Annotated in this window: 12 protein-coding genes; all 12 read left to right on the top strand. The window is 59.3% G+C overall.

All coding sequences use genetic code 11. The features are described from left to right. The first annotated feature begins 97 nt into the window (after window positions 1–97). The 12 genes from NA78x_RS28285 (at window position 98) to fliS (ending at window position 25,222) form a co-directional block, all read left to right on the top strand. Window positions 98–385 (top strand): hypothetical protein, encoded by a 288-nt coding sequence (locus NA78x_RS28285; RefSeq protein WP_425615728.1) that lies wholly within the window; start codon window positions 98–100, stop codon window positions 383–385. A gap of 545 nt (window positions 386–930) precedes the next feature. Continuing rightward, the gene (locus tag NA78x_RS28280; protein WP_425615727.1) at window positions 931–1,995 is read left to right on the top strand and encodes an AAA family ATPase; all 1,065 of its coding nucleotides are present in this window, start codon (window positions 931–933) and stop codon (window positions 1,993–1,995) included. A 79-nt stretch (window positions 1,996–2,074) separates the two neighbouring features. Beyond that, entirely contained in the window at window positions 2,075–2,989 is a 915-nt protein-coding gene (locus NA78x_RS28275; protein WP_425615726.1) for a DUF58 domain-containing protein, read from the top strand. Between the two features lie 41 nt (window positions 2,990–3,030). Continuing rightward, complete coding sequence (locus tag NA78x_RS28270; protein ID WP_425615725.1) at window positions 3,031–5,340, top strand: BatA domain-containing protein; 2,310 nt, start codon at window positions 3,031–3,033, stop codon at window positions 5,338–5,340. A 91-nt stretch (window positions 5,341–5,431) separates the two neighbouring features. Further along, window positions 5,432–9,451 (top strand): PQQ-binding-like beta-propeller repeat protein, encoded by a 4,020-nt coding sequence (locus tag NA78x_RS28265; protein ID WP_425615724.1) that lies wholly within the window; start codon window positions 5,432–5,434, stop codon window positions 9,449–9,451. Window positions 9,452–9,479: 28 nt separating this feature from the next. Continuing rightward, the gene (locus tag NA78x_RS28260) at window positions 9,480–11,135 is read left to right on the top strand and encodes a PQQ-binding-like beta-propeller repeat protein (RefSeq protein ID WP_425615723.1); all 1,656 of its coding nucleotides are present in this window, start codon (window positions 9,480–9,482) and stop codon (window positions 11,133–11,135) included. Window positions 11,136–11,168: 33 nt separating this feature from the next. Next, complete coding sequence (locus NA78x_RS28255; RefSeq protein WP_425615722.1) at window positions 11,169–13,760, top strand: hypothetical protein; 2,592 nt, start codon at window positions 11,169–11,171, stop codon at window positions 13,758–13,760. A gap of 53 nt (window positions 13,761–13,813) precedes the next feature. Further along, window positions 13,814–16,144, top strand: a complete 2,331-nt coding sequence (locus tag NA78x_RS28250; protein ID WP_425615721.1) for a hypothetical protein — start codon at window positions 13,814–13,816, stop codon at window positions 16,142–16,144. Between the two features lie 111 nt (window positions 16,145–16,255). Then, on the top strand, window positions 16,256–17,929 hold the full coding sequence (locus tag NA78x_RS28245; protein ID WP_425615720.1) for an L-serine ammonia-lyase, iron-sulfur-dependent, subunit alpha: 1,674 nt from the start codon (window positions 16,256–16,258) through the stop codon (window positions 17,927–17,929). Window positions 17,930–18,433: 504 nt separating this feature from the next. Continuing rightward, complete coding sequence (locus NA78x_RS28240) at window positions 18,434–21,217, top strand: flagellin (RefSeq protein WP_425615719.1); 2,784 nt, start codon at window positions 18,434–18,436, stop codon at window positions 21,215–21,217. A gap of 286 nt (window positions 21,218–21,503) precedes the next feature. Next, window positions 21,504–24,590 (top strand): flagellar filament capping protein FliD, encoded by a 3,087-nt coding sequence (gene fliD / locus NA78x_RS28235; RefSeq protein ID WP_425615718.1) that lies wholly within the window; start codon window positions 21,504–21,506, stop codon window positions 24,588–24,590. Between the two features lie 107 nt (window positions 24,591–24,697). Next, on the top strand, window positions 24,698–25,222 hold the full coding sequence (fliS, locus tag NA78x_RS28230; RefSeq protein WP_425615717.1) for a flagellar export chaperone FliS: 525 nt from the start codon (window positions 24,698–24,700) through the stop codon (window positions 25,220–25,222). Window positions 25,223–25,267 lie beyond the last annotated feature (45 nt).

Below are 25,267 nucleotides of genomic sequence, written 5' to 3'. Positions count from 1 at the left end.
TTCGCGCCCCCGCACATTGCCGCGAGCCAACTGACTCGCGAGAATCGTGGCTGGTCACAGGCGATTGCGGTGAACCCCGCACTAGGGAGATTGGGACATGCTTCGCTGCTCCATCCGAGAACTGCTACTGGTCACCCTCATCGCCGCACTGGCCGTTGGCTGGCTCGTCGACCACCGGGCGCAAGCGTCTCGGCGAACCGCTGCCGAGTTGAAAGCCAAGGCGGCTGCCACAGACGCCAAGTTCAATGCGCTGGAGATGGCGCGTGTTCAGGGGCAACTCGACTTCATCAAAAAATACGGGCTCCCCTTCCGGACGACTCCGTATGAAGAACACACCTTGGAAATGCGCCTGCCCGAACCGCCCTTGCGCGATCCCGACTTGTAGGCCGAGCTTTCAAACTCCCTTCGCGCGTCCCATGCGACGTAAGTCCGCGCGGCAACGGTCTCCCAGCGAACCAACTTGTTCCACAATCGCGGCAAAGTTGAACACCCCCCTTTTGCGTTCGCGCAAGACTTACGGCCAGCGAACATCCAGCCGCAACTTTTTCGCCAGATCTCGCTTTACTCTTCGGCAACCAGGCGGCTGCATTCCGTTGCGGCTAGCTGGCATTCAGTGTGGGGCCATCTAGAATGAAATTCGTGGTCGCAGGGATTCCTCCGCGCATTGACAGTCGGGACAACCACGGCAGGTGATCGCCAACATCGTCCGTTTCCCACCGAGGGCTCCCTGAAGCTGCAGCTGGTCTGTGAACTTTTGTGTCCCTTGGGCGCACCAAGAACTCAGGCGGTTGCTGCGCGCCTGCACAGCCAGCAGCGGCCGGCGTCAAGCTTTTCCGCCAAACGATTGCCCGCTCGAACCCGTCTTGCTTGTCGACCGCAGTTCTCACTCACGTCTACAACCTTGCTCTTCTTCCTGAAGGAATTGTGCTCATGGCTAATCCAGCGGCCGCCGATGCGGCTAGCCCCGACGATCTGAAGGCGCTCGAAAATCTGAAGACCGCCTACAACGCGGTTCGCAACGAGCTGGCAAAAGTGATTGTCGGCCAGGAAGAAGTGGTCGAGCAAATCCTGATCGCCATCTTCGCCCAAGGTCACTGCCTGCTGGAAGGCGTGCCCGGTCTGGCGAAGACGCTGATGGTCAGCACACTGGCTCGTTCGCTGCACCTGCTGTTCAATCGCATTCAGTTCACCCCCGACTTGATGCCGTCCGACATCACCGGCACCGAAGTGATCCAGGAAAACAAGTCGACCGGCGAGCGCGGTTTTCGCTTCCTGAGCGGACCGATTTTCTCGAACATCATTCTCGCCGACGAAATCAACCGCACACCACCGAAGACTCAGGCCGCGCTGCTTGAAGCAATGCAAGAACGCCAGGTCACCATCGGCGGCCAGCGCCACTCGTTGCCCGCGCCGTTCTTTGTGCTCGCCACGCAAAACCCCATCGAACAAGAAGGCACTTATCCGCTGCCCGAAGCTCAGCAGGATCGCTTCATGTTCAAGGTCTTCGTCCGCTATCCCGGTTACGACGAAGAATTCCGCATTGCCGAAACGACGACCACCACCTTCAGCTCGACGGTGAAGGAAGTTCTCTCGGGCGAAGAGATCATTCGCCTGCAGCAGTTGGTTCGCCGCGTCCCGGCTGCTCCACACGTGATTCACTACGCACTGCGACTGGTCCGCTCCACTCGCGTGCACGAAGGAGAAGCTCCTGCGTTCATTAAGGATTGGGTCAGCTGGGGCGCTGGTCCCCGCGGTATGCAATACCTTCTGCTGGGTGCCAAGGCCCGCGCCATGCTGCAAGGCCGGTTCTTTGTGAACACCGACGACATCAAGGCCGTTGCTCACCCCGTGCTTCGTCACCGCGTGATCACGAATTTCAATGCCGAGTCGGCTGGTATCTCGCCCGACAAGGTCATCGACAAGTTGCTGGAAGAAGTCCCCGCTCGTCGCCAGGGAGACGATGTCGCCCCCGAACTCAAGCGTGCGTTTTCGTAAAGAGCCTCTTGTAGGCCGGAACAGCTTGTTCCGGCCTACCATTCGCCGCGCCCGCAGTTTTCAGTAGTCAGGACCGTGCATGACCGCGCCGCAGCTACCAAAGTTTCTCGATCCCCCCACGCTGGATCGCATCAAGCGGCTCGACGTTCGCGCTCGCCTCGTCGTCGAGGGGTTCATCTCGGGTCAGCATCGCAGCCCGTATCACGGCTATGCGGTCGAGTTCGCCACGCACCGCGAGTACTCGCCGGGCGACGACATTCGCCATATCGACTGGAAGGTGTGGTCGAAGACGGATCGCCATTACATCAAGGAGTACGAAGAAGAAACCAACATGCGCTGCACGATCTTGCTCGACTGCAGCAAGAGCATGCGATATGCACCGCCGTGGTCGAAGTTCGACTATGCCGCGACTGCCGCGGCCAGCCTGGCTTACTTGCTGCAACAGCAGCAAGACGCCGTGGGCCTGGTCGCGTTCAACACCAAGGTGCAAAAGCAGATTCCTTCGAGTTCGCACCCGAATCATCTCAAGCTGCTCATGCACGAGCTCGAGCAACTACAGCCTGACGATCAGACCGACGTCTCGCGGGTTTTTCCCGAATTGGCTCAGCAAATTCGTCGTCGCGGCCTCGTGGTCCTGTTCTCCGATCTGTTCACCGACATTCCCACGCTCTCGGAAGCGCTGCGACAGTTTCGCCTCCGCAAGCACGAAGTGATTGTGTTTCAGGTAATGCACGACGACGAACTGACCTTCCCATTTGAAGACAACACCCTCTTCCGCGGCTTGGAAATGGATGTGCAGCTGCACACCGAGCCTCGGGCGCTGCGCAAAAGCTACTTGGAAAATGTCGAGAAGTTTCTCGAGCAGGTGCGCAAGACCTGCGCCTCGGCTGGTATCGACTACGTTCTGATGAACACCAAAGAACCGCTCGACGCGGTGCTGGGCACCTATCTCACCTTTCGCCAAAAGGTCCGCCGTTCGGCGCTACGTCACTGATGTTTCCTTTCCTGCAAAGCTCGCCCAGTCTGAACGGCGAAATGTTATCTCCACTCGCTCAGGCCGAATTACTCACCGGCCTCAGCAGTTGGCTGACGAATCCCCTGCTGTTCGTGGCCGGTGCGGCGGCGGTCAGCGTGCCGATCATCATTCACCTGCTCAACAAGCGAAAGTTCAAAATCGTCGATTGGGCGGCGATGGACTTTTTGCTCGATGCCGAAAAGAAGAACCGCCGCCGCGTGCGTCTGGAGAACTTGATTCTCCTGCTGTTGCGTTGCCTCGCTATTTTTCTCATTGGCATGCTCCTCGCGCGGCCGTTTCTGCCCACCAGCATGACCGGCGGCTTGATCGACGCCGCGCAGTTCGAGCGGATCGTGCTGCTCGACGATTCCCTCAGTATGCAGGCTCGTCAGGGGAACGATTCGATCTGGGAAGTGACGCGCAAACGACTCACCGACCTCACCAATGCCCTCGCCGATGAAGATGCCGACAACAGCCTAACGCTGATTCTCACTTCGCGTCCCGACAAGCCGCTCTACAACGGCGCGCATCTCTCGCGCGAGAGCGTCGTCGAAATCAACGACACGCTCAGCAAGCTCGAACCCAGCGATCGTCCCGCCGCGCTCGCCGCATCGCTCAAGGAACTCGAGCAGTACCTCTCGACGCAACAGGCCAACATCAATCGCGTGGTCTACATCGTTTCCGATCTGCGTCAGCACGATTGGCGCTCGACCGACGATGCGACCGAGTCTCCCACCAAGATGATGCAGCGGATCAGTAAGGTCGCTTCGGCCACCTATGTCGTCGATGTGGGCGATGCCGAAGATCGCAACCTGGCCATCAGCGAAGTAAAGCCCGAAGGAACGCTCGTCGAAGGTGTTTCATCGCGTTTCGATGTCGCAGTCACCAATCACGGCAGCACCGATGCCAAGGATGTCCGCGTCAAGTTCATCGCTGGCGAAGCCTTACCGCTACAAAACGAAATCGAAAAGATCTCGCCCGGCGAAACCGTCAGCACCAGTTTTTCGTTCGCCTTTACCGGCGACGAAGAACTCGATGCCAATGCTCCACCCGGGCAACTCTCGCCACGCAAAGTCAGAATCGAAGTCGGCACCGCCAGCCAAGGCGAAGATGATCGCCTGCCCGCCGATAGCGTCTCGTACTTTCCTGCACGGCTTGTGCGCGGCATTCCTGCTTTGATTGTCGATGGCGATCCCTCCTCGGCATTCGGTAAAGCCGAGTCCTTCTATCTTCGCCGCTCACTCGCGCCGGCCGGACCTGTACCCAGTGGTGTCGCGGCCGAAGTGGTCACCGAGAATGAGTTCGAATCGCTGTCTCTCGAAAAGTATCAAGTCATCTTTCTTTGCAACGTCTATCGCTTGGGCGATAAACCTCAGGAGACGATCGCCAAGCTGGAGAAATGGGTAGCGGCCGGTGGCGGGCTCGTGATTTGCCCCGGCGATCAAATCGACGAGCAGTTCTTCAACGAGTACTACTTCAAAAACGGCGAAGGGCTCTCGCCACTCAAGCTGGAGAACATCAAGGGTGATGAAACCGAAGCAACCTGGGCCTTGCTGCGTGTTGAACAGACGAATCACGAAGTGCTGAAGGTCTTTGCCGGGCAGAACAATCCGTTTCTCGATAACGTGAAACTGTTCCGCTACTGGGGTACCACCGTCAAGCCCGAGCAAGTTGGCAGCGTGGTTTCGATTCCCGCCCGGCTCAACGATCCGGACGAATCGCCGGCCATTGCCGAGAAGTCGTTCGGCAAGGGACGCGTTGTGACTTGTGCGGTCCCCGCCGATGCCGATTGGTCGAACTGGACCAGCGACCCAAGTTACTTGATCGTGATGCAGGAAATGGTTCGCTATCTGTCGGGAGATCGTGGTGATCGCGGCCTGCTGCGAGTCAATCAGCCGATTCGTCAGCCTTTGGATCTGACGCAGTACGAAATCGATGCGTCGCTGCTGGGTCCGCGCGAACGGAAAGCCAACGTGCAAGCTGTGGCTGCCGAGAAGGCCGGCGAACAAACCGTTTGGCAACTCGAGTATCCCTCCACCGACCTGCAAGGCTTTTATGAACTCAAACTGGCTCGTCGTAACTCGCCGCCAGAAAGCGTCTTGTTCGCCGCCAATGTCGATCCGGTCGAAGGTGACTTGAAGCGTGTCGACCTGACGACGCTGAAGAAGGACTTCGGCGACGCCAAGATCGAAATCGTTTCGGCCGAGCAGGTCGGTACGCTCAGCAGCATTGGCTCCGATACGGAAGTCTGGTGGTACTTGCTGTGGGGCGTAGTGTTTGTGCTTTGCTCCGAGCAACTGCTGGCCTGGTGGTTCGGCTGGGCGCGTTAAGGCGGGGATCCAGCAGCCAATGATTAGGCAACGAGCGTTGGCAGGGGTAGGATCGAGCAATCGATTGTGACGTTTCGTAAGGATGGGAATTATGGCTAACAAATCACCCGCTCGCTCGCCTCGCCACTCGCAGCCGCACCCTTCGCGCGGCGAGGCCTCGTGGCTGCTCGTGCTGCTGGCTGGTTTGCTCGTCGCGCCCGTCGCGATTCAGCTCACAGCGTTCGCGCAGGTACCAGCACCGAAGCCCGCCGCCAAACCGGCAGACCGCGCCGAGAAAGTAAAGGCCGTTGATGCCGCGTCCGATGCGATGGAAGACTTGTCGGAAGCCCGCTTCAAAGGCGGCGCGCCGCTCAAAACCGATCCCGAACAACAGCGACTACTGAAGCGGGCTGAACTGTGCGTCGAAGATGGCCGCTTCGATCTCGCCACGGTCCTCTGGCAAAAAGTGCTCGACGAAGCGGGCGATACGCTGATGACTCGCGACGGCCGCTTTTATACCTCGCTGGCTGAAGAAGTCGAACGCACGCTCATCACCTTGCCTCCCGAAGCCCTCCGCACCTATCGCTTAACCGCCGATGGTCAGGCTGAGCTGATCCTCGCGCAAGCCACGCCAACCGATGAAGAAAACGCGCTGGCCGAAGTGGTGCGTCGCTACTTCATGAGTGCCGCTGGCGACGATGCAGCTTACAAGCTCGCCTGCCTGGCTCTGGACCGTTACGATTTCGTCGGCGCCAGCCGACTGCTGGCCAAGATCATCGAACAACATCCCGATCCTTCGATGCCCAAGAGCGAAGTCCTGCTACGCCTGGGTGTGGCCAGTGCGCGGATGGGCGATCGCGAGGCCGCGGGCAAGTGGCTCACGCGTTATGCCTCGGCGGGTGGCGAACGCCCGAGCAGTGAAGTGTTCGACCTGGTTCTCGCCGATGTGCAAAAGGCGACTCAGCAAACGGTCGCCACAGGCGGCCTTTCCGAGAATTGGCCCATGGCGCTCGGCAATGCAGCCCGTACCGGCTATCAGCGGTCACTCCCCAGCGAAGCCACGGCCCGCACGCTCACCGAAGCATTTTCGTTTCAATTCACCCTGGCCGCTGCCGAGGGGACTCAACAAAATCCCTGGGGCGGCATGATGGGAGCCATGGGCTTGCATGGTCGCCCGTTCAACAGCGGTGGCCGCAACATTTCGGCCATCGCGCGCGAGCCCTTGGTCGCGCAGTGGCGACAACATCAATGGAAGCCAACGTCGCAACTGATATTCGACAAGGGCATGGTCATCGTCAAAACCGCCGATGAGTTGGCCGCATTCAAAGACACCGCCGTCGAAAGCAAACCAGCCTGGCACACGTTCATGCAGAACGAATACGTGCTCGATGGCCAAACGGCCGACATGGCGCGCATGCAAATGCAGGGTGGCGTGCCAGGAGTATCGAACAACGACCCTCGCTCCGCGCCGGAAGTCTTCTTGTTTGGCGATCGCGTGCATCAATCGATGTCGCTGCACAATGGAGTGGTCTACACGATCGAAGGACGTCGCTTTCATGCGAACAGCCCTACCGTGCCTGGCCAGGCACTGCTCAACAAACCTTGGCAATGGAACGTCACGCCGCGGCGCACCCGCAGCAACTTTCTGGCGGCCTACTATGCCGTGTCTGGCAAAGAAGTCGGTCGACGTGCGGCCAGCGACGAAGACAAAGAAGGTTCGCAGGATGTCGGCTTCCTCGGCGCTCCCGTGGGCTTTGGCAACCTGGTGATTGCCCCCGTGACCGATGCCGGTGCCATTTGGCTGTATGCGATGGAAGATCCCCGCCTCAACAAAGAGGGGACCTACATGCCCACCGTCTGGAAGAGCTATCTCTGCGACGAGCCTTCGGCTGGCTGCAATGCCTGGTCGACCATCGTGCCTGCTATCGATGGCCGCGATCTGTATGTGACCTGCGGTACGGGTGTGGTTTTCGCGGTCGATGCCGTTTCGGGCAATGTTCGCTGGGCTGTGCGCTATCAACGCGACGGCAAGGCCGACACGCGCATGCGAAACTACGGCAATCAGCAGCACCGCATCCAGCCCGTAGGCTTCGAAGACGATGTCGTCATTCCGCATGGCCGCTCGCTGATCGTGATGGCTTCCGATTCCAACTCCATCTCCGCCCTCGATCGTCGCACGGGAGAGATCCTCTGGGTTTCTCCTCGCGCCGCCACGCCCACCGTCGACGACTTGCCCGTCACCTACTGCCTGGGCGTGAAAGACAACAAGCTATTCCTTGCGGGTAAGAACATCATTCGCACCATCAAGTTGCCCGGGGGTGGTCGAGGCTGGGAACGCGAAATCGAAGACTCCTTTGGCCACGGCGCCCTCACCGCCGACGCGCTCTACATGCCCGTGAAGAATTCCATCCTCAAGCTCGACCTGGAGACCGGCAAAGAACTGGGCCAGGTCGGCGTAGCGTTGCCCACCGACGATCCGGTTGGCAATGTTTACTCCGATGGTCAAAAGCTGTGGGTCGCGGGGGCGGGTCGCGTGTATGCCATGACCACGCTCGAACATCGGCTCACCACGCTCGCCGCGCAGATCGACGCCGGCGATCCCGAAGCCCAGCTGACACGGATGAGGCTCACGTTCAAAGACAATAAGCTTGACTCGGCCCTCGGCGACTTGCGCGGTGCGTATCAACTGTTCCGTCAAAAGCTGAATCCCGATGATTCCGCGAATCGTCTCTTTCTGGCGATGCACGAGTTGAAGTTGCCGCAGGAGAAACCGCTGATCGCTCTCGGCCTGCTCAACGAGTTTTTCGTGCAAGGCTCGCCAGCGCCCCTGTCGGCAGAACTGAAAGCCAAGCGCGCGGACTTGCTGCTGGGCTCGCTGCGCATCGCGCGGCAGAACAAGGCGGCCGGACTCACCGAAGCGATCCTGAATCTTTCCACCCTGCTCGATAGCGATCACCTGGTTCACTCGGCTGCGGCTGCCATTCAGGCGAGTGCCACTGCCGAAGATCGCGACCGGCTCACCGCTGCTGTGATTGGTAACGAACGCAATGCGCAGGCGATTGCCATCGGCGGGCTCGCGAAAATCGCCGGTGCCGAAGCCAAGGACTCGCTTACCAAGGTCATCGCCAGCGGTGATGAACGGGCCAAACTGGCAGGCGCTCGTGCGCTTGCTAACTTGGGCGAGCGAGATACGCTCAACACCTTCGTTTCGCTGCTCGCGTCTGAGAACAGCCGCACGCGTCTCCGCAGCCATCAGGCCCTGCGCGCCATGACCGGCCAGTCCATCGCCTTCTCGGCCGAAGGCAAGCCCGACGAGCGAGCCAAAAGCATTGAGGCCTGGAAGAAGTGGATCGACACCGATGGCAAAACTGCCAAGCTGACGATTCCGCTTCCCGAAAACGATGTGCCCCTCGGTCGCACCCTGTTTGTCTCGTTCGGCCAGTCGACGATTGTTGAACTCGATGCCGACAAGAAGGAACGCTGGCGTCATCGCCTGTCGAACCCGTGGGCCTGCCAGGGATTACCTAACGGCAATCGCCTGATCGCGGCCTTTGCACAAAACCAGAACATCATTGTCGAGTTCAGCGAAGACGGCAAAGAAATCTGGCGCAAGGAAAAGTTGCCGAGCATTCCCTACAGCGTGCAGCGACTCGAAAACGGCAACACGCTCGTCTGTTGTGCCGATGTGCAGCAAGTGCTGGAGATCTCGCCCGATGGTTCATCCAAGTCGACGCAAGTTGCTGGCCGGCCGATGTACGCCCAGCGACTCGAGAATGGCAATACACTGATCGCTCTACAGCAGGGCGGAAGAGTCATCGAACAAGACGCAAAAAACGCCATCGTCTGGGAAGCTCGCGGCATGAACGGGCCCTGCTTCTGCCAGCGGCTCGATACCGGCAACACGCTCATCGTGCAGATGCACACCGGGCAAGTGGTCGAAGTCGATAGCAGCGGCCAGAAGACCGTTTGGAGTAGCAAGGTTCCCCTGGTGAACCCCATTTGCGCCCAGCGATTGAATAATGGCAACACGCTCATTTCGGACAACAACGGCGTGGTCGAAGTCGACCCCACCGGCCAGCAAGTGAAGTGGCGTCACGCGCAGAATAACGTCACGGGCGTCTCGCAGTTTTAAGCTCAGCAGTTTGCATTCGGTTCGTTCCATGCTCGCCAGCAATCACCACGCTCGATTCACCTCAGCCGCAGTCTTCTGCTGCGCGCTGCTGTGGTCGGTCGCTGGTGAAAAGTTGCAGGCAGACGAGGTGGATGTCTATGTGCAACAGCTGGCGAAGTACCAGATCGAGCCCACCGCGGACTCGCTGGGCGAATACCTGCAATCGCTGCTGCCGACGGCCGATCATCAGCAGGCAATGCAACGCCTGATCGACCAATTGGGCGATGAATCGTATCTCACGCGAGAGAATGCTACACGCCAATTGATGCAACAACCCACGGGCCTCAGCGAATTGCTGAACGTCGCCACCACCGCCAGCGATGCTGAAATTCGTTGTCGCGCTCGGATGATTGCCGAGCAGACTTCGCGCGAAAGTCAGCAGCTGCTGCACGCGGCTCTGATGACCGTGCAGCGGCAGAAGTTCAACGAGCTAACTCCCGATCTGCTGAAGATCGCCAGTCTCTGCTCCGCCGAACCGCTGCGCACATCTCTCCGCCGCGCGGTTACGGCCACACTCACGCCGGACGATGCACCGCTGCTGATTACGGCGCTGCAGTCATCATCGGCCGATCTGCGTGCCATCGCTGGGGCCACATTGCCGATCGCTTCGGTCTCCGCGGCCGACCAGCACTTGCCGCTACTGCTCAAGGATGAAGCTCCGGCCGTGCAGATGGCGGCCGCTCGCGCGCTGGCGAATCGTGGTCGCCGGGAAACATTGCCGGTCTTGGTGCAACTGCTGAACTCCACGGAACTGCCTATTCGCGTCGAAGCCTTCCGCACGCTCAAAGCCGTCACCGGTCATTCGCTGCCGTTCGTCGTTTACGATGGGCAGGAAAAACGTGACGAGCAGCGGGCAGCCTGGCAAACATGGGTCGAAGCCGAAGGTCAAACCGCCGCCCTTAAGTTCCCGTTGCGTGAATCGGTTGTCGAGTTAGGGCGATTGCTCATTTGCGATCAGCAGCAGAACCAACTCATCGAGTACGACTCCAAGGGGACTGAGATCTGGAAGAAAGCGACGCCGCAACAGCCTTGGGGTTGTCAGGGGCTCGAAAACGGCAATCGCCTGGTCTGTTGCTTTGCTGAGAAAGTCGTCGTGGAGTACGACGCAGGGGGTACGGAGATATGGCGCGCTGGGAGTCTCCCCGGCGGTCCCACGAGCGTGCAGCGACTCGAAAATGGCAACACTTTGCTCGCCTGCACCGAAGCCTCGGAAGTGGTCGAGGTCGATCGCACCGGCAAGATCTCCTGGCGAGCCAAGATCGATGGTCGCCCCGTCGATGCTCGCCGCCTGGAAGATGGCCGCACGCTCGTCAGTCTGCAGAACTCGCAAAAAGTTGTCGAGGTCGATCAAACGGGCAAGATCGTGTGGGAACTGACCGGCGTGGGCAATGTCTTCTCGGCTCAACGTCTCGAAAACGGCAATACGCTCGTCTGCACTGTGAACCATACCACCGTGCGCGAGTTCGACCGTGGCGGCAAGGTTGTCTGGTCGCAGGGCAAGTTTCAAACGCCTTACACCGCTCAGCGCTTGAGCAACGGCAACACGATGGTGGTCGATCGCAAAGGCGTGCACGAGATCGATCCCGATGGCGCCGTGGTCAGCCATATCGTCACGCCGCGGATTAGCCGCGCCCACAAGTACTAAGCATTTCCGATCTACAGAAAATAAGAGTCAGCCTTGAACGCCTTTTTCCTTGCCGCCGAAAGCACCATCGCCGAAAACGCAGCTGCGAATTCGTGGTGGCAAAGCTTATTGAAAATGCTGGGTTACGATTTTCGCGATGCCGCCCCCGGCGAGACGATTGAGTTTCAGTGGACAAACATGCCCACCAGCGCGGGCGTGTTCGTGCTCATCGCCGTCATCTGCGCACTCATCTACGCCGTCTTCTTTATCTATCGGCGCGAGAACGAATCGTGTCCCCGCTGGGCCAAGACACTGCTCGCCGTGCTGCGAACCGGCGTGGTCTTGTTGCTGACTGTCATTTTTCTGGGGCCGGCCTTGGTGGTCGTGAAGCAGCGGACGATTAAGCCGTCGCTGGTCGTCGCCCGTGATGCTTCGCAGTCGATGAGCACCGCCGATCGCTACACCGACGAAGCTGCCGCCAAAACAACGGCTGCCGCTATTGGCCTGACGGAAGAAGAACTGCGCGCTCAGCGGCTGACGCGGGCGCAGATCGTCGATCGCCTTTTGTCGCCCACCAGCGATGCTCACCTGCTGGCCGAACTGGCTAAACGCGGCCGCGTGCAGACGATGGACTTTGCCGATCGCGTCGAGAAACTCGACGTGCGCGGCTCGTCCGCTACCAACACCGACAAAGCCAAACCGACCAAGGATGAAAAGCAGACTCCTGCCGAACAGCCCGCCACCCAAACTGCAGCGGTGCTACCCTTGCCGCCGCTGAAGGCCGAAGGGCGTGGTACCGATTTGTGGACCATCATTCGCGAAGCAGCGGCCAGCGACAATCCGGCTGCCGCAGTGATCTTCAGCGATGGTCAGCACACCGCGAAGGACGATCCGCATGTCGCCGCGCTCGAAGCCAAAGAACGGGGCATGCCGCTGTTTATCGTCGGCGTGGGCGATCCCAGTCGACCGCGCAACGTGCGCGTCACGAACGTCTATGTGCGCCCGCAAGTGTGGCAGGATGAACCGTTCGAAATCGACGCCATGATTGTGGCAGCGGGTCTCGATGCGGGTGAGATTCGCGTCGAGCTGATCGAGCAGCGAGTTTCCGACAGCGACCAAGCTGTCGGCGAGGGGACCGTCGTTCAATCGCTGCAATTGCCAGTTCCGACCGGTGGTGGCCGCCTGCGAGCTCAGTTTTCACACACCTCGAAGGAAGCTGGCCGGGCAACCTACCGCGTCAAGGTCGAAGCCCTCGATGATGAACTCGATGAAGCCGACAATCAGCAATCGTCGTCAGTAGTGAAAATCCTCAGCCGCGAGCGCGTGCGCGTGCTGCTCATCGCGGGTGCGCCCACCTGGGAGTTCCGCCTGGTTCAGAAGCTTCTGTCGCGAGATAAGACCATTGTTGTCTCTTGCTGGCTGCAAACCTTGGACGAAGAGCGCGCCCAGGAAGGTACTCGCCCGATCAGCCGCTTGCCGGTCACGCGCGAGGACCTGTTCTGGTACGACGTCATCATGATGTTCGATCCTAATCCCCAAGAATTCGATCAACCTTGGATCGAGCTGCTCAAGCAGTTCGTTGGCGAGCACTCCGGCGGTCTGCTCTTTATGGCTGGTCCCAAGCACTCGGGTCGCATGCTCACCAGCGCCCGCACAAGCGAGTTCCAGAAAGTGCTGCCCGTCAGCTTTGGCGATGTCGGGGCAATGGAAGTGGCTTCGCTCCTCACCACGAATCAACGTGCGTGGCCTCTGAAGGTAGTGCAAGCGAACGCGGATCATCCCACGATGCGGTTCTATCCCGATCGTCAGGAAACCTTGCAGCGTTGGGAAACCTTGCCCGGCATCTTCTGGAGCTTTCCTTCGCAGGGACCCAAGCCGACCGCGCAAGTGTTACTCGAGCATAGCGACCCCACATTACGGAGCGTCGAAGGTTCCCGCCCGTTGATTGTCGCCGGCCGCTATGGCTCCGGCCACACGCTCTATCTGGGCATGAACGGCACTTGGCGCTGGCGACGTGCTGGCCGGCAAGCCGAGTTCTTCGACAAGTTCTGGATTCAAAGCGTGCGATATCTGGTCGAAGGTCGTTCGCTGGAAGGTCGCCGCCGCGGTTATGTGCAGACCGATCGCGACCGCTACGAAGTGGGCGAAAAGATTCAAATCACCGCGCGATTGCAGGACTCGACCTACAATCCGCTCGATCTGCCCCGCGTCGATGCCACGTTGCAAGTCGGCAGCGAAACTCCTGAAACGGTTCCGTTGCTCCCTGTTGCCAATCAGAAGGGTGCGTTTCAGGCGACGCTCACCGCGCGCAAGACGGGCATCAACACCATACGCATCAACCTGCCGAGCGGGGAAGCCGAAGGCTCGCTGATTGAGACACCGTTCACGGTTGAGTTGCCCAGCGTTGAGACGAGCCAGGTCTGGCTCGATAAGCCGCTGCTGAAGGATCTCGCCGAACTCTCGGGGGGCAAGTACTTCGAAGTCAGTCAGCTCAAGGAATTGGTCGCAGCGATTCCGGATAAATCGGAAACGATCGAAGTTCGCGACAAGCCCGATCCGCTGTGGGACATTCGTGGCATGCTGATCGGACTCGTGGCACTCCTGGGCTGCGAGTGGTTCGTCCGCAAACAATACAAACTGATGTAAGCGCAGTTCATCGGGCTCTTGTCAGTTCCGCTCCTTCACAAGTTTGATTCATCATGTCAGATATTCCGCTGCCCCAGCTTTCTCACCTCACGAGCGACGTTGTCACTCGGCTCGGCAAGCTGCGCCGGCAAGTGACCACGTGGTTCTGGGTCGATGGTCTCTGCCGCCTCTGCTGGGCGGCACTCGCGCTGCTGGCTGCCGATTTTGCACTCGATTGGCTCTTTCGCATGGATAAGCCTCAGCGGGTCGTGATGCTGGCGCTCATCGCCGGCGTACTCGCGTATGTGGCTTATCGCCGCCTGATGAAACCGCTCTCGGCAACCATTTCGGACGATGCCCTCGCGCTGGAAGTGGAACGACTCAATCCGCAGTTGCAACAAAGCGTGATCAGTGCTTTGCAGTTCTCGCGAATGGAAGACCATCTCAGCGAGCGAGGCTATTCGCCCGCGATGATTCGGCAGACGGTGCAACGCGGAGCCAAAGCCTCGGACGAAGTGAACTTTGGCAACGTGCTCGACGACCGGGAATTTCGCACCAATAGCATGCTGCTGTTCTTTGCGATGCTGCTGCTGGTCGTGCTGGCCATTGGCAGCTTTGTGCATCCGCTCGTCAAGATTTGGGCCAATCGCAACCTGCTCCTAGGCAACGCCAATTGGCCGCAGCAAACGTATTTGCAAGTCGAACGAGCCGAGAACGGCAAAGTGGTCTTTCCGCGTGGCGAAGACTGGACGCAATTGGTAAGCGTAACGGAGGACAGCAAAGTCGTTCCGGAGAATGTGTACATCGATTTTCGTCGAGCACGCGGCCGGGCGACGCAAACCATGAAGAAGAACGGCGAGCGCCAGTTCGAAGCCATCTTCGCCAGCGTGATTGAGCCGTTTGAGTTTCGTGCCCGTGGCGGCGATGCCTATACGGAGTGGGTGAGCGTCGAATTGGTCGAGCAGCCAGCGATTGACGAATTGCAATTGGACGTCGTTCCTCCAGCTTACACGGGCCTTTCGCCCCAACCACTGGCTGCGGGAAGAGGTCCTTATTTCGTGCTGAAGGGAAGCTCGCTCCGTTTGCAGGGAACCGCGAATAAGGAACTAACGAACGCGGAGCTAGTCTATCGCCTCATCCAGACCGAAGCGACTGAAGAGCCCACTGCGAAGCCAGACGAACAACCGGTCGAAGGCACTGTTCCACCAACACCGGCAAAAAAAGTGAAGACCACGGAAGTCGAGCAGCGTACTCCGCTGACGATTACGGACGGCACCAAGCTGGCCGGTGAGCTGCCCCCCGATCAAGTCGCGGGGACGCAGTACACCATCATGCTCACCGACAAGCTCGGGCTGACATCGCGCCGCCCGACGTCGTTCGGCCTGCGCATCCGGGCCGATCGCGAACCCCGTGTTCGCGCCAGGCTGATCGGAATCAGCGGCATGGTCGTTCCCAAAGCTCGTATTCCCTTCTCGGTGCGCGTGACCGACGACTTTGGACTGACCGACCTGCGCGTGAAGTTTCGCTGGAATGGCGACGATACCGAACGGCCCACCGGTGAGGGAGAGATTCCGTTTGAATCGTTGAAAGACGCATTCACTGCCAAGCCCGGCGAGCTCGCCATCGACGAAGCACTCGAACTGGAGCCTCACAAGATTCCCACCGGTTCGGGTCTGACATTCGCTTTCGTGGCCAAGGACAACGACACTGTGGCCGATGAAGTGGGTGCAACCGTGCCAAACGTCGGTGCATCGTCCGACTTTCTCGTACGGGTTGTGACAGAAGAAGAACTGCGTACCGATCTGCTGCGCCGCGAGAAAGAGCAACGACAAGAGTTCGAACGGTTGGTGAAGGGGGAAGAAGACCTGCTCACCGATACGAGGGCGCTAGAAGCAGCGGCGCGTGAAGCAGCCGCCCTGACGCAGGAACAAAAAGACGCTTTGATGCAGATGCAGAAGAAGCAAAAGGTTTTTGCCACGAACACCGGTGCTATTGGCGAGCGGATGGCCAACATTCTGATCGAGGTCGAGAACAATCGGCTGGAAGAGTCCAATGGCAAGTTGCAGGGTCGCTTGCAGGAAATCATCAAGCCGCTGCGAGAATTGGCCGACAAAGACATGCCTGCGATCGTGCAGTCGGTCGACCAGGTCCGCCGTCAGTCGTCGGCCATTCAACCTCGCAGCGAAGCGATTGCCACGGCCATCAAGCAACAAGAGGCAACCGTCGAGAAGATGAAGCAGGTGTTGGCCCTGATGGTCAAGTCGGAAGGCTATCAAGAGGCCGTGAACATGCTCTACGAGATTCAAAAGTCTCAGCAGAAAGTGCTCGACGACACGATTAAAGAACAGCAAGAGCGAATTAAGAAGTTGCTCGAAGGGGCAAAATCGGGAGAATCGAAGAAGTAGCTCGTAGGGTCACCACCAACGGTATTGTGGGATGTTCCGGCCTGCCAGATTCGCGCTAGTGCAAAAGCCAATAAACCCTCGCTGCAGAGGCGGGGGCGATGAAGAAGCAAAATGAACAAACCGTCGTTGCCTGTCAGTATCTTCAACGATGTGATTGGCCCCGTGATGCGCGGGCCGTCAAGTTCGCACTGTGCCGCAGCGCTGCGGATTGGTCGCCTGGCGCGTGACCTGATGGGGCAGCAGTTTGACGAAGTCCTCGTCGAATTTGATCGCGCAGGTTCGTTGCCCACGACGCACGAAAGCCAAGGTTCCGATATGGGACTCTTTGGCGGACTGATGGGCTGGGAAGCAGACGACGAACGCTTACCCGACTCAGCATCGCACCTGACAACAGCCGGCGTGCAGGTGCGAATCGAAACCGTTGACGCAGGTGACGAGCACCCCAATACGTACCGCTTGACCCTGCGCAACGGCGAGAAAACTCACTTCCTCCGCGCTATCTCAACCGGCGGCGGGATGATCGAAGTACTGAACATCGATGAGCATTCTGTTTCGATGTTTGGCGACTATCACGTCACGCTGATTTGGACTGCTGATGGAGTCATCGACGAACAGGGAGATCGCGTTAACCATTCGACCGGTCTGGCGCTGTTACTTGGTGCGAATTTACCGGATGACTATCAAGTACACGTCCTTGAGTTCGGGGGCGGCCTAATTGCCGTCTCCGGACCAGCGTTCGTGAGTGATGAGTTGATCCAGCAGTTTCAGATACCTTGCGCAATCAGCGAAGTGCGCGATCTCTCGCCCGTTTTGCCCGTGCCGTCTTTTACAGGCATGAAGGTGCCGTTCTCCAGTTGTGCCGAAATGCTGAGCGTTGATGCCGGTCGCAATCTTTCGCTCACGCAACATGCAATCGATTTTGAACGGCAACGGAGCGGCCTGAGCGAAGAAGCCGTCGTCGAGAAGATGATTGGCATCGTGCGTATCTTGCGCAAATCGATTCAGCAAGGTATTGCCGGTACGAGCTACGAAGACCGGGTATTGCCGCCGCAGACTCCCGAATTTCAGAAGCAATTGCAGGCAGGCAATTTGCTCAATGGCGGCGCCGGCAACAAGATCGTGCTGTACGTTTCGGCGCTCATGGAAGTGAAAAGCTCGATGGGAGTAATTGTCGCGGCACCCACGGCGGGTGCTTGTGCGGCGTTGCCGGCGGCGGTGATTGCCATTGCGGAGTCGTTGGGCAAGAGTGAACGCGAGATGGCTGAGGCTATGCTCGCCAGCGGCCTGATTGGCGTGTTCATTGCTTCGCACTGGACGTTCGCTGCCGAAGTAGGTGGCTGTCAGGCCGAAGGGGGTTCGGCCGCAGCGATGGCGGCGGCAGCTCTTGTCACCCTCGGTGGCGGAACATTGCCACAAGCCGTTGCGGCCGCGTCGATGGCCATGCAAAGCATGATCGGACTGATTTGCGATCCGGTGGCCAATCGCGTGGAGGTTCCCTGTCTCGGCAAAAACGTCATGGCCGCGACGAACGCACTATCGTGCGCAAACATGGCCCTCGCCAATTTCGATCCCGTCATTCCCTTTGACGAAGTGGTCGCCACGGCCAAACGCGTGGCGCTGCAAATGCCGCGCGAGCTGCGTTGCACGAATCTCGGCGGCCTATCGATTACGCCGACATCCATCGCCCTTGAAGAAAATTTGGCCGCGCGGAAGTCAGCTGGTTGCGGATCGTCCTGCGGCTGTGGCGTATCGCAGCCTCTGTCGCTCGCGAAGCTGGCAAAATAGCTCCACCCGGTGAGCGTTTCCCAGGCAGTCTGATCGCTGGTCGACTTTAACGGTTACAGCGACTTCTCCAGCGGCTCTTCGGCGGCTATGGCAACTTAGACCGGTCGTATCGCTCGTAGGAGCGACCTCTTCGACCGGCGGGGATGTGCAAGCAGCGCGAATGCTGAATGCCTAAAGCCGTGCCAATGCCAAGTCGAATGAATCGATAGGTAGAGCCATTCCGGACGCGTTGAAACGGGCAGCAAGGACGCAATCACTCGAAGGACTCGGGGCACTTCCGTTACAACCGTCTAGGTCGATCGTTAGCCGCAAAAAAGGTGAACTTTTTGGCGGTTGCCGATTTGCAACCTAAGGTTCTTTGACTCACGGTTCGTTAATTCGATGGTGATGACGGTTGACTTGAACAGCCAACGTGCCAACCGCGCAGCCAATGCCGATTTCCGGAACCTTGTTCTTCCGGCTAAGGCTTTACAAGGTTCACACAGTACATAAGGGTGCAATGGCATGAGCCGTATTAACACGAATGTCAGTTCTTTGATCGCGCAGAAGACCCTCACACGGTCGAATGGTCAGTTGCAAGAAGCCCTCAGCCGCTTGAGCACGGGCGTGCGAATCAACTCGGGTAAAGATGACCCGGCCGGTTTGATCGCCAGCGAAAACCTCCGCCGCGATATCACCTCTTCGCAGCGTGCGATCAGCAACACCGAGCGAGCCACGCAGCTCATCAGCACTGCTGACTCGGCCCTCGGCCAGATCAGCAACCTGCTGAACGACATTCGTGGTCTGGTAACCGAAGCCGCCAATACCGGTGTGCTCAGCGACGAACAAATCGCGGCGAATCAGCTGCAAGTCGACAGCTCGCTCGAAGCCATCGACCGTATCGCTCAAGTTACGACTTTCCAAGGTCGTAAGCTGCTCGACGGCAGCTTGGACTTCATCAAGACGACGACCTCGGGTGGCAACTCGGTGGTCGACCTCAACATTCAAAAGGCCAACCTGGGTTCGACCGGTTCGCTGAATGTCTCGGTCGACATCACCACTGCTGCCGCTCGTGCTTCGGTTACGAATAACGCTGCCGCCATCAACTATGGCCCTGGCGCTGCTGCGTCTGGCGCGATCACGCTGCCCACCGTCACCACGCCACAAACGGAAGCCGCGGGCAATCTCAATCTCACGGGTGCAGCCGGCCAAATCAGCATTCAAGCCGTAACCGGTGGTGCTGCTGAAGGCGCGCTCGGCAACGCAACCGATGTCACCATCGCCGCCGCGGCCGATGTGGCTCAAGCGGTCGGCAATATCTCGCTCGCCAGCTCGGGCGCTGTAATCAGCGTCACCGCTGCTGCCGGTGGTGCTGCTGACGGTACCGTGGGCAATGCGACCGACGTCACGATTGCCGCTTCGGCCGGCATCGCCCACGCTTCGGGTACGTTGAACCTGGTTGGAACGGGTGGCTCGCTCAATATCTCGGCCGTTTCCGGCGGTGCCGCTCAAGGCGTCACGGGCAATTCTCTGACCATTGTGCTGCAAGATTCCGGTGTTGCGACGACGGCTGCCTACGACGCTGGCACCAACACCTTGACGGTCAATGTTGCCAACGGTGGTGACACGATCGACAACATCGCGTTGGCGATCGACAACACCGCTGCCTTCGCATCGTCGGTTGCGACGGGTGCTGGTTCGAACTACGTCAACACGGACAACGACCCCTCCATCGCGGGCACGCTCACCGGCGGTAGCAACGGTACGACTACGGCTTCGTACGACGCTGGCACGAACGTCGTTACCGTGAATGCTGCTCTGGGTGCCACGGTTACGAGCTTGGCAGCCGCCATCGACGGCTTGACCGACTTCAACGCCACTGCAACCTTCGGCGGCGGTAACACCTATCAACAGGCCGACAACGGCAACGATCCGAATGCTCTGACGGGCGGCAACAACGGCACGACCTCGGTTAGCTACAATTCGACCACCAACGTCATCTCTGTGAATGCCGCAGTGGGTGCCACGGTTGGTGCCATCGCCACCGCCATCGACGGGTTGGCCGACTTTAATGCTTCGGCCGTGCTCGGTAGCGGCACTGCACTCACGGGTGCCGACTACACGACGACCCCCAATCTGCTCTCGGGTGGTGCCGATACGGTCAATGCCAACGACGTGATCACGATCACTTCGGACACCGATGGCGCCGCCTTCAACGGTACGCTGACCTTCGCCTCGAATGGCACGGTGCCTGCTAACGGCGTGAGCGTGACTCAGACTGGTCCGAACATCACCGTCAATGTCAACAACACCTCGACCTATGATGTCGATGACTTGGTCACCGCCATCCAAGGCCAACTCTCGGGTTACACCGTCACTCGCACGGGTTCGGCTGGCGACGGCAGCTTTGTCGCCGCAAGCGAAACTTCCACCACCACGGCTCTGACCGGCGGCACGAACGACACCGGCACGGGCTTGGCCGCCGACGTGGTCTTCAAGCTCTCGGGTGCGTCGGGTTCGCAAGTGTTCAGCTTCACCGCTGGTAACACGCTGACCAACATCATCGACAGCATCAACCTGGTCTCGGATGCCACGGGTGTCTCGGCTTCGAACAACGCCGGTACGCTCCAGCTGAACTCGACCTCCTACGGCAGTGCCGCGTTCGTCGATGTCGACGTCCGCAGCGAAGGTACCGGCGGCCTGTTTGGTGCCGGCTTGAGTGCGACCCGCGCTACCGGCTCGGATGTTGTCGCGACGATCAACGGTACGCAAGCCAACGGTGCCGGCAATCGCCTGTCGATCAACACCTCGTCGCTCGAACTGAACCTGACGGTTGCCGATGGCAGCAGCACCGATATCAACTTCACCATCAGTGGTGGTGGTGCGGTGTTCCAACTCGGTCCAGACGTCGTCAGCACGCAACAGGCACGCATCGGCATCAGCAGCGTGAATACTGCTGACCTCGGTGGTACGAATGGTCGCTTGTTCGAGCTTCGATCGGGTAGTGCCAAGGACCTGAAGGCCGATACGACTGGTGCCGCTCGCGTCGTCGACGAAGCGATCAACAAGGTCACTTCGCTTCGCGGTCGCTTGGGTGCGTTCCAACGTACGACTCTCGAAACGAACATCGCTTCGCTGTCGGACACGCTCACCAACCTGACGCAAGCCGAAAGCTCGATTCGCGACGCTGACTTCGCCGCCGAATCGGCCAAGCTCACACGTGCTCAGATTCTGGTGCAATCGGGTACTTCGGTGCTCCAAATTGCCAATCAAAACCCACAGCAAGTGCTGTCGCTCCTCCGAGGCTAAGACCCGAGTTCCTGAAGTAGAGCGAAGCCTTGCTTCGTTCTGACCCAGCAGCTTAACTCAGCCTTGGTCGATGCCCGGCATCGACCTACGAAAAACACGACCGCCGGCTTGAGACGAATTCTCCAGCCGGCGGTTTTTTCATGCGCCCATTTCCTCCCGATTTTCTTTCCTCTTGCCCCAGAAAAAGTCGATCTTCAACGATGAGGCAAAGTCTCCGGCCACGCATCGCTAGCACCAGGCTAGCGACGACGGCCAGCTTTGCGCAACTCAGCTCTCGAGTACTCGCATGGGTCGAATCACCTCCAGCGTTGGTCTAGCGACCGGCATCAACATCGAAGACACGGTCAATAAACTGATCGAGTTGTCGGCGAAGCCGCGCGAACTGGCCAGCGCTCGCAAGGTGGCCATCGGCACTCAACAGGCAGCCATCACCGACCTGACCGCCGTGACGCTGGGCGTGCAGTTGGCCGTTCGCCGCCTGAAAAACGCCAGCATCTTCACCAAGAGCACGGTCACCAGCAGTTCCACCGCACTGACCGCGGTCTCGACCGGAGCAGTCACCGCCGGCAACTATCAGTTCACTGCGGTTCGCAAAGCTCAGAATGCGCAGTTGCTCAGCGCTGGTGTCGTTACCAGAGATCAACCGCTGGGGGCTGGCTCGTTTACGTTCCGCTTCGGTGGTGCCATCTCCGAGCCTGTGTCGCTCGATGCCCTCAACGGCGGACAAGGTGTTACTCGCGGCAAGATTCGCATTACCGATCGCAACGGCGATTCGGCGGTGGTGGATCTTCGCTTCGCTCAAACCATCGACGATGTGCTTACTGCGATCAACTCGGCCGATGGCGTCGAAGTGAATGCCAGTGCGAATGGCGATCGCCTGATCCTTACCGATCAATCGGGCGGCACCAGCAACCTGCGCGTGCAGGAAGTCTCCGGCGGCAGTACCGCCGCAGACCTTGGCCTCGGCAACATCAACGTGGCGGCCGATTCGGCGACCGGCAACGACATCCTCAAACTCTCGAATAGTACAGCGCTCGCCCAGTTGAACGATGGCACCGGCCTTAGCACCCGCACTGGCGTTAGCGATCTCAACGTCACGCTCCGCGACGGCACCTCGCTCGAGATCGATTTCAATCTCGTCGGCAAAGCAGCGACCGCCGCCACCGGCACGACCACAGCCACCAATGGTGTGAATGCCCAGCTGAAGGTAACCGCCAAGACCGTGGGCGGTGATTACGACGGTGTACAGATTCAGTTCGTCGATTCCGGCAATGTAACCGCTGGCAGCGAAGTTGCCACTTACGACGCGCAGAGCAAGATTCTGACCGTTGATATCGACGCCGGTAATACGATGGCCGATAACGTCATCAGCGCTATCAACAACACCACAGCCACGTCGGCCCTTTTCACCGCCACCACAGCGACGGGCGGCGATGGCGACGGGCTCGTCACGCTGGCCGATGCAGGTACGACCACGGGTGGCGCGGAAGTCGCCAGCCGCAGCGAAAAGACCATCGGCGAATTGCTGGCCACCATCAACGCAGTCAATCCGGCCAAGTTGAAGGCCGAGATCAGCGCTGACGGCGATCGCATCGTTCTCACCGACCTCAGCACCGATACTGGCGGTACCTTCGCGGTCACCAACACCGCGGGAGGCACTCTCGCCGAAGATCTGGGCCTTACCGGAACCGCCAGCGGCGACACCCTCTCGGGCGATCGTCTGCAAGGTGGTTTGAACTCGCCCTTGCTCCGGTCGCTCAATGGCGGGCGAGGCTTCGGCACGCTGGGCGAGATTGACCTGACCGATCGCAATGGAGCCACGGCGACCATCAACCTTGCGGGTGCCGAAACGCTCGACGACGTGATCGCGGCGATCGCCGGTTCGGGACTCGGCCTCAAGGCTGAAATCAACGCTGCGAAAAATGGCCTGCAAATTGTCGACACCACGGGCGGCACAACAAGCAACCTGATCATCGCCGATGGCGACGGAACAACTAGTGCCACCAAGCTCGGCATTGTCGGCAACATCGCCGATAGCAGCGTGCGTGGTACTTCGCTCAATCGGCAGACCGTCAGCGAGCACACTCTGCTGAGCGATTTCAACGCCGGCAAGGGTGTCACCAAAGGCTCGTTCCTGATCACCGACTCGGCGGGAGCCGTCGGTGCGGTGAACCTCACCACGCTCAACGCCACGACGCTCGGCGATGTGATCGATGCGATCAATGCCCAGTCGATTGGTGTAGAAGCTCGGATCAATGACACCGGCGATGGCATCGCGCTCGTCGATACGGCCGGCGGCAATTCGCGCCTGACGGTCGAGACCGTCAACAACAGCAAAGTGGTCGCTGACCTGCACCTGGGCACTCCCTCGGTCGATACCACCGTCGATGGCGATCCCGCCCAAATCATCGGCGGCTCCTCCGCCTTCACGGTCACACTCGATGCCGACGACACGCTGAACGACCTGGTCACCAAAATCAACGCTCTCGGCGCCAATGTCACTGCCAGTGTCATCAGCGATTCGGCTGGCACCTTGCGGCATCACTTGTCGCTGGTGAGCGGCATCAGCGGCAAAGCGGGCGACCTCAACGTCGACGGCAGTTCGCTCGGGCTGAAGTTTCAGTCGCTGTCGAATGCTCAAGATGCCCTCCTGCTGGTCGGAGCCGATGCCGCCACGGGTCGCCTTGTTTCGTCCACTTCGAACACATTTACGAATGTGGTTGAGGGGCTGAATGTCACCCTCTCGGGCACTTCCACCGAGTCGGTCTCCGTCGGCGTCACGCCCACCTCGTCCGATATTGAAGGTGCCATCCAGACCTTTGTCGATCAGTACAACAAGCTGCGCGACAAGATCAAGGGCTACACCTTCTACAACCAAGACAACAACACCAAGGGCACTCTCTTCGGCTCGTCCGACGTGCTGCGACTCGACTCCGACTTGAACCGCGCGCTCACCAGCCGCTTCTTCGGCTCCAATGTCAAGTCGTTCAACGAACTGGGCATTAGCGCCGATGAAGAAGGAAAGTTGACGTTCGACAAAACTCGCCTGCAAGCTCGCTACGCCACCGATCCCGAGGGCCTGCAGGAGTTCTTTTCGAACGAAGAGCAGGGCTTTGCGAAGAAGGTCGACGACGTCCTCGAAAAGCTCGTTGGCCGCACCAACTCGACCTTTGTGAATCGCGCAGCCACCCTGCAGCGGCAACTCGAAGACACCACGCTCCGCATCGATTCGCTCACCGTCTCCCTCGAAAAACAACGCGAACGCCTGACCTTGCAGTTCTACAACATGGAACTCGCCATCAGCAAAATCAAAAACAGCCTCACCTCGATTGAATCCATCAAATACATCAACCCGGATGGAACGACATCCTAAGTAGTTCCGAGTTTTGAGTTCTGAGTTTTGAGACAGGTGCAACACACTTCTTGTCTCAGAACTCAAAACTCTGAACTCAGAACTTTCCTACTCCCCGGCAGGAAGCCATGACCGACCCTCGCAACGCCTACCTCGAAACCCAAGTCTCCACCGCCACTCCGCAAAAGCTCAGGCTGATGCTGCTGGAAGCTGCCGTGCGCAAGGCGCAGGCCACCTGCGATCACTGGGAGAATGGTCGGCAAGAAGATGGCCTGCAGGCGCTCTTGCGTTGCCAGGCGATTGTGCAAGAGCTGTTCGACGGCATTCGCGACGACGGCAGCCCGCTCGTGCAGCAGGTGGTCGATATCTATCGTTTCGTAGTGAAAGAACTGGTCGAAGCCGAACTGAACCTGGATGCCGCGCGCGTCTCGGGTGTGATCGGCGTGCTGCAGGAAGAGCGACAAACCTGGCAGGAACTTTGCCAGGCGATGCCCGAAGCTCCCGTCGCCAACGAAAACTACGATTCGTCCGCGAAGGAAATCGTCGCTCCCATGCGAGTCCACGCCAGCAGTTTTTCGACCGGCTACTTCACGCCCCACTCGTCGCCAACCTACGTCCCCACCGCCAGCAGCGGCTTCTCGCTCGAAGGCTGAGTAAGGGACTGGGGCGGGGGACTTGCGCGTCGAGCCGGAGCTTGC

Origin of the sequence: Anatilimnocola aquadivae, from assembly GCF_049819085.1 — a bacterium.
Lineage (GTDB): Bacteria > Planctomycetota > Planctomycetia > Pirellulales > Pirellulaceae > Anatilimnocola.
This window is presented reverse-complemented; position numbering and strand designations above follow the sequence as displayed.

Coding starts and splice junctions, on each gene's coding strand:
- NA78x_RS28285 (WP_425615728.1), top strand. CDS start 98: ATGCTTCGCTGCTCCATCCGAGAACTGCTACTGGTCACCCTCATCGCC.
- NA78x_RS28280 (WP_425615727.1), top strand. CDS start 931: ATGGCTAATCCAGCGGCCGCCGATGCGGCTAGCCCCGACGATCTGAAG.
- NA78x_RS28275 (WP_425615726.1), top strand. CDS start 2,075: ATGACCGCGCCGCAGCTACCAAAGTTTCTCGATCCCCCCACGCTGGAT.
- NA78x_RS28270 (WP_425615725.1), top strand. CDS start 3,031: ATGTTATCTCCACTCGCTCAGGCCGAATTACTCACCGGCCTCAGCAGT.
- NA78x_RS28265 (WP_425615724.1), top strand. CDS start 5,432: ATGGCTAACAAATCACCCGCTCGCTCGCCTCGCCACTCGCAGCCGCAC.
- NA78x_RS28260 (WP_425615723.1), top strand. CDS start 9,480: ATGCTCGCCAGCAATCACCACGCTCGATTCACCTCAGCCGCAGTCTTC.
- NA78x_RS28250 (WP_425615721.1), top strand. CDS start 13,814: ATGTCAGATATTCCGCTGCCCCAGCTTTCTCACCTCACGAGCGACGTT.
- NA78x_RS28245 (WP_425615720.1), top strand. CDS start 16,256: ATGAACAAACCGTCGTTGCCTGTCAGTATCTTCAACGATGTGATTGGC.
- NA78x_RS28240 (WP_425615719.1), top strand. CDS start 18,434: ATGAGCCGTATTAACACGAATGTCAGTTCTTTGATCGCGCAGAAGACC.
- fliD (WP_425615718.1), top strand. CDS start 21,504: ATGGGTCGAATCACCTCCAGCGTTGGTCTAGCGACCGGCATCAACATC.
- fliS (WP_425615717.1), top strand. CDS start 24,698: ATGACCGACCCTCGCAACGCCTACCTCGAAACCCAAGTCTCCACCGCC.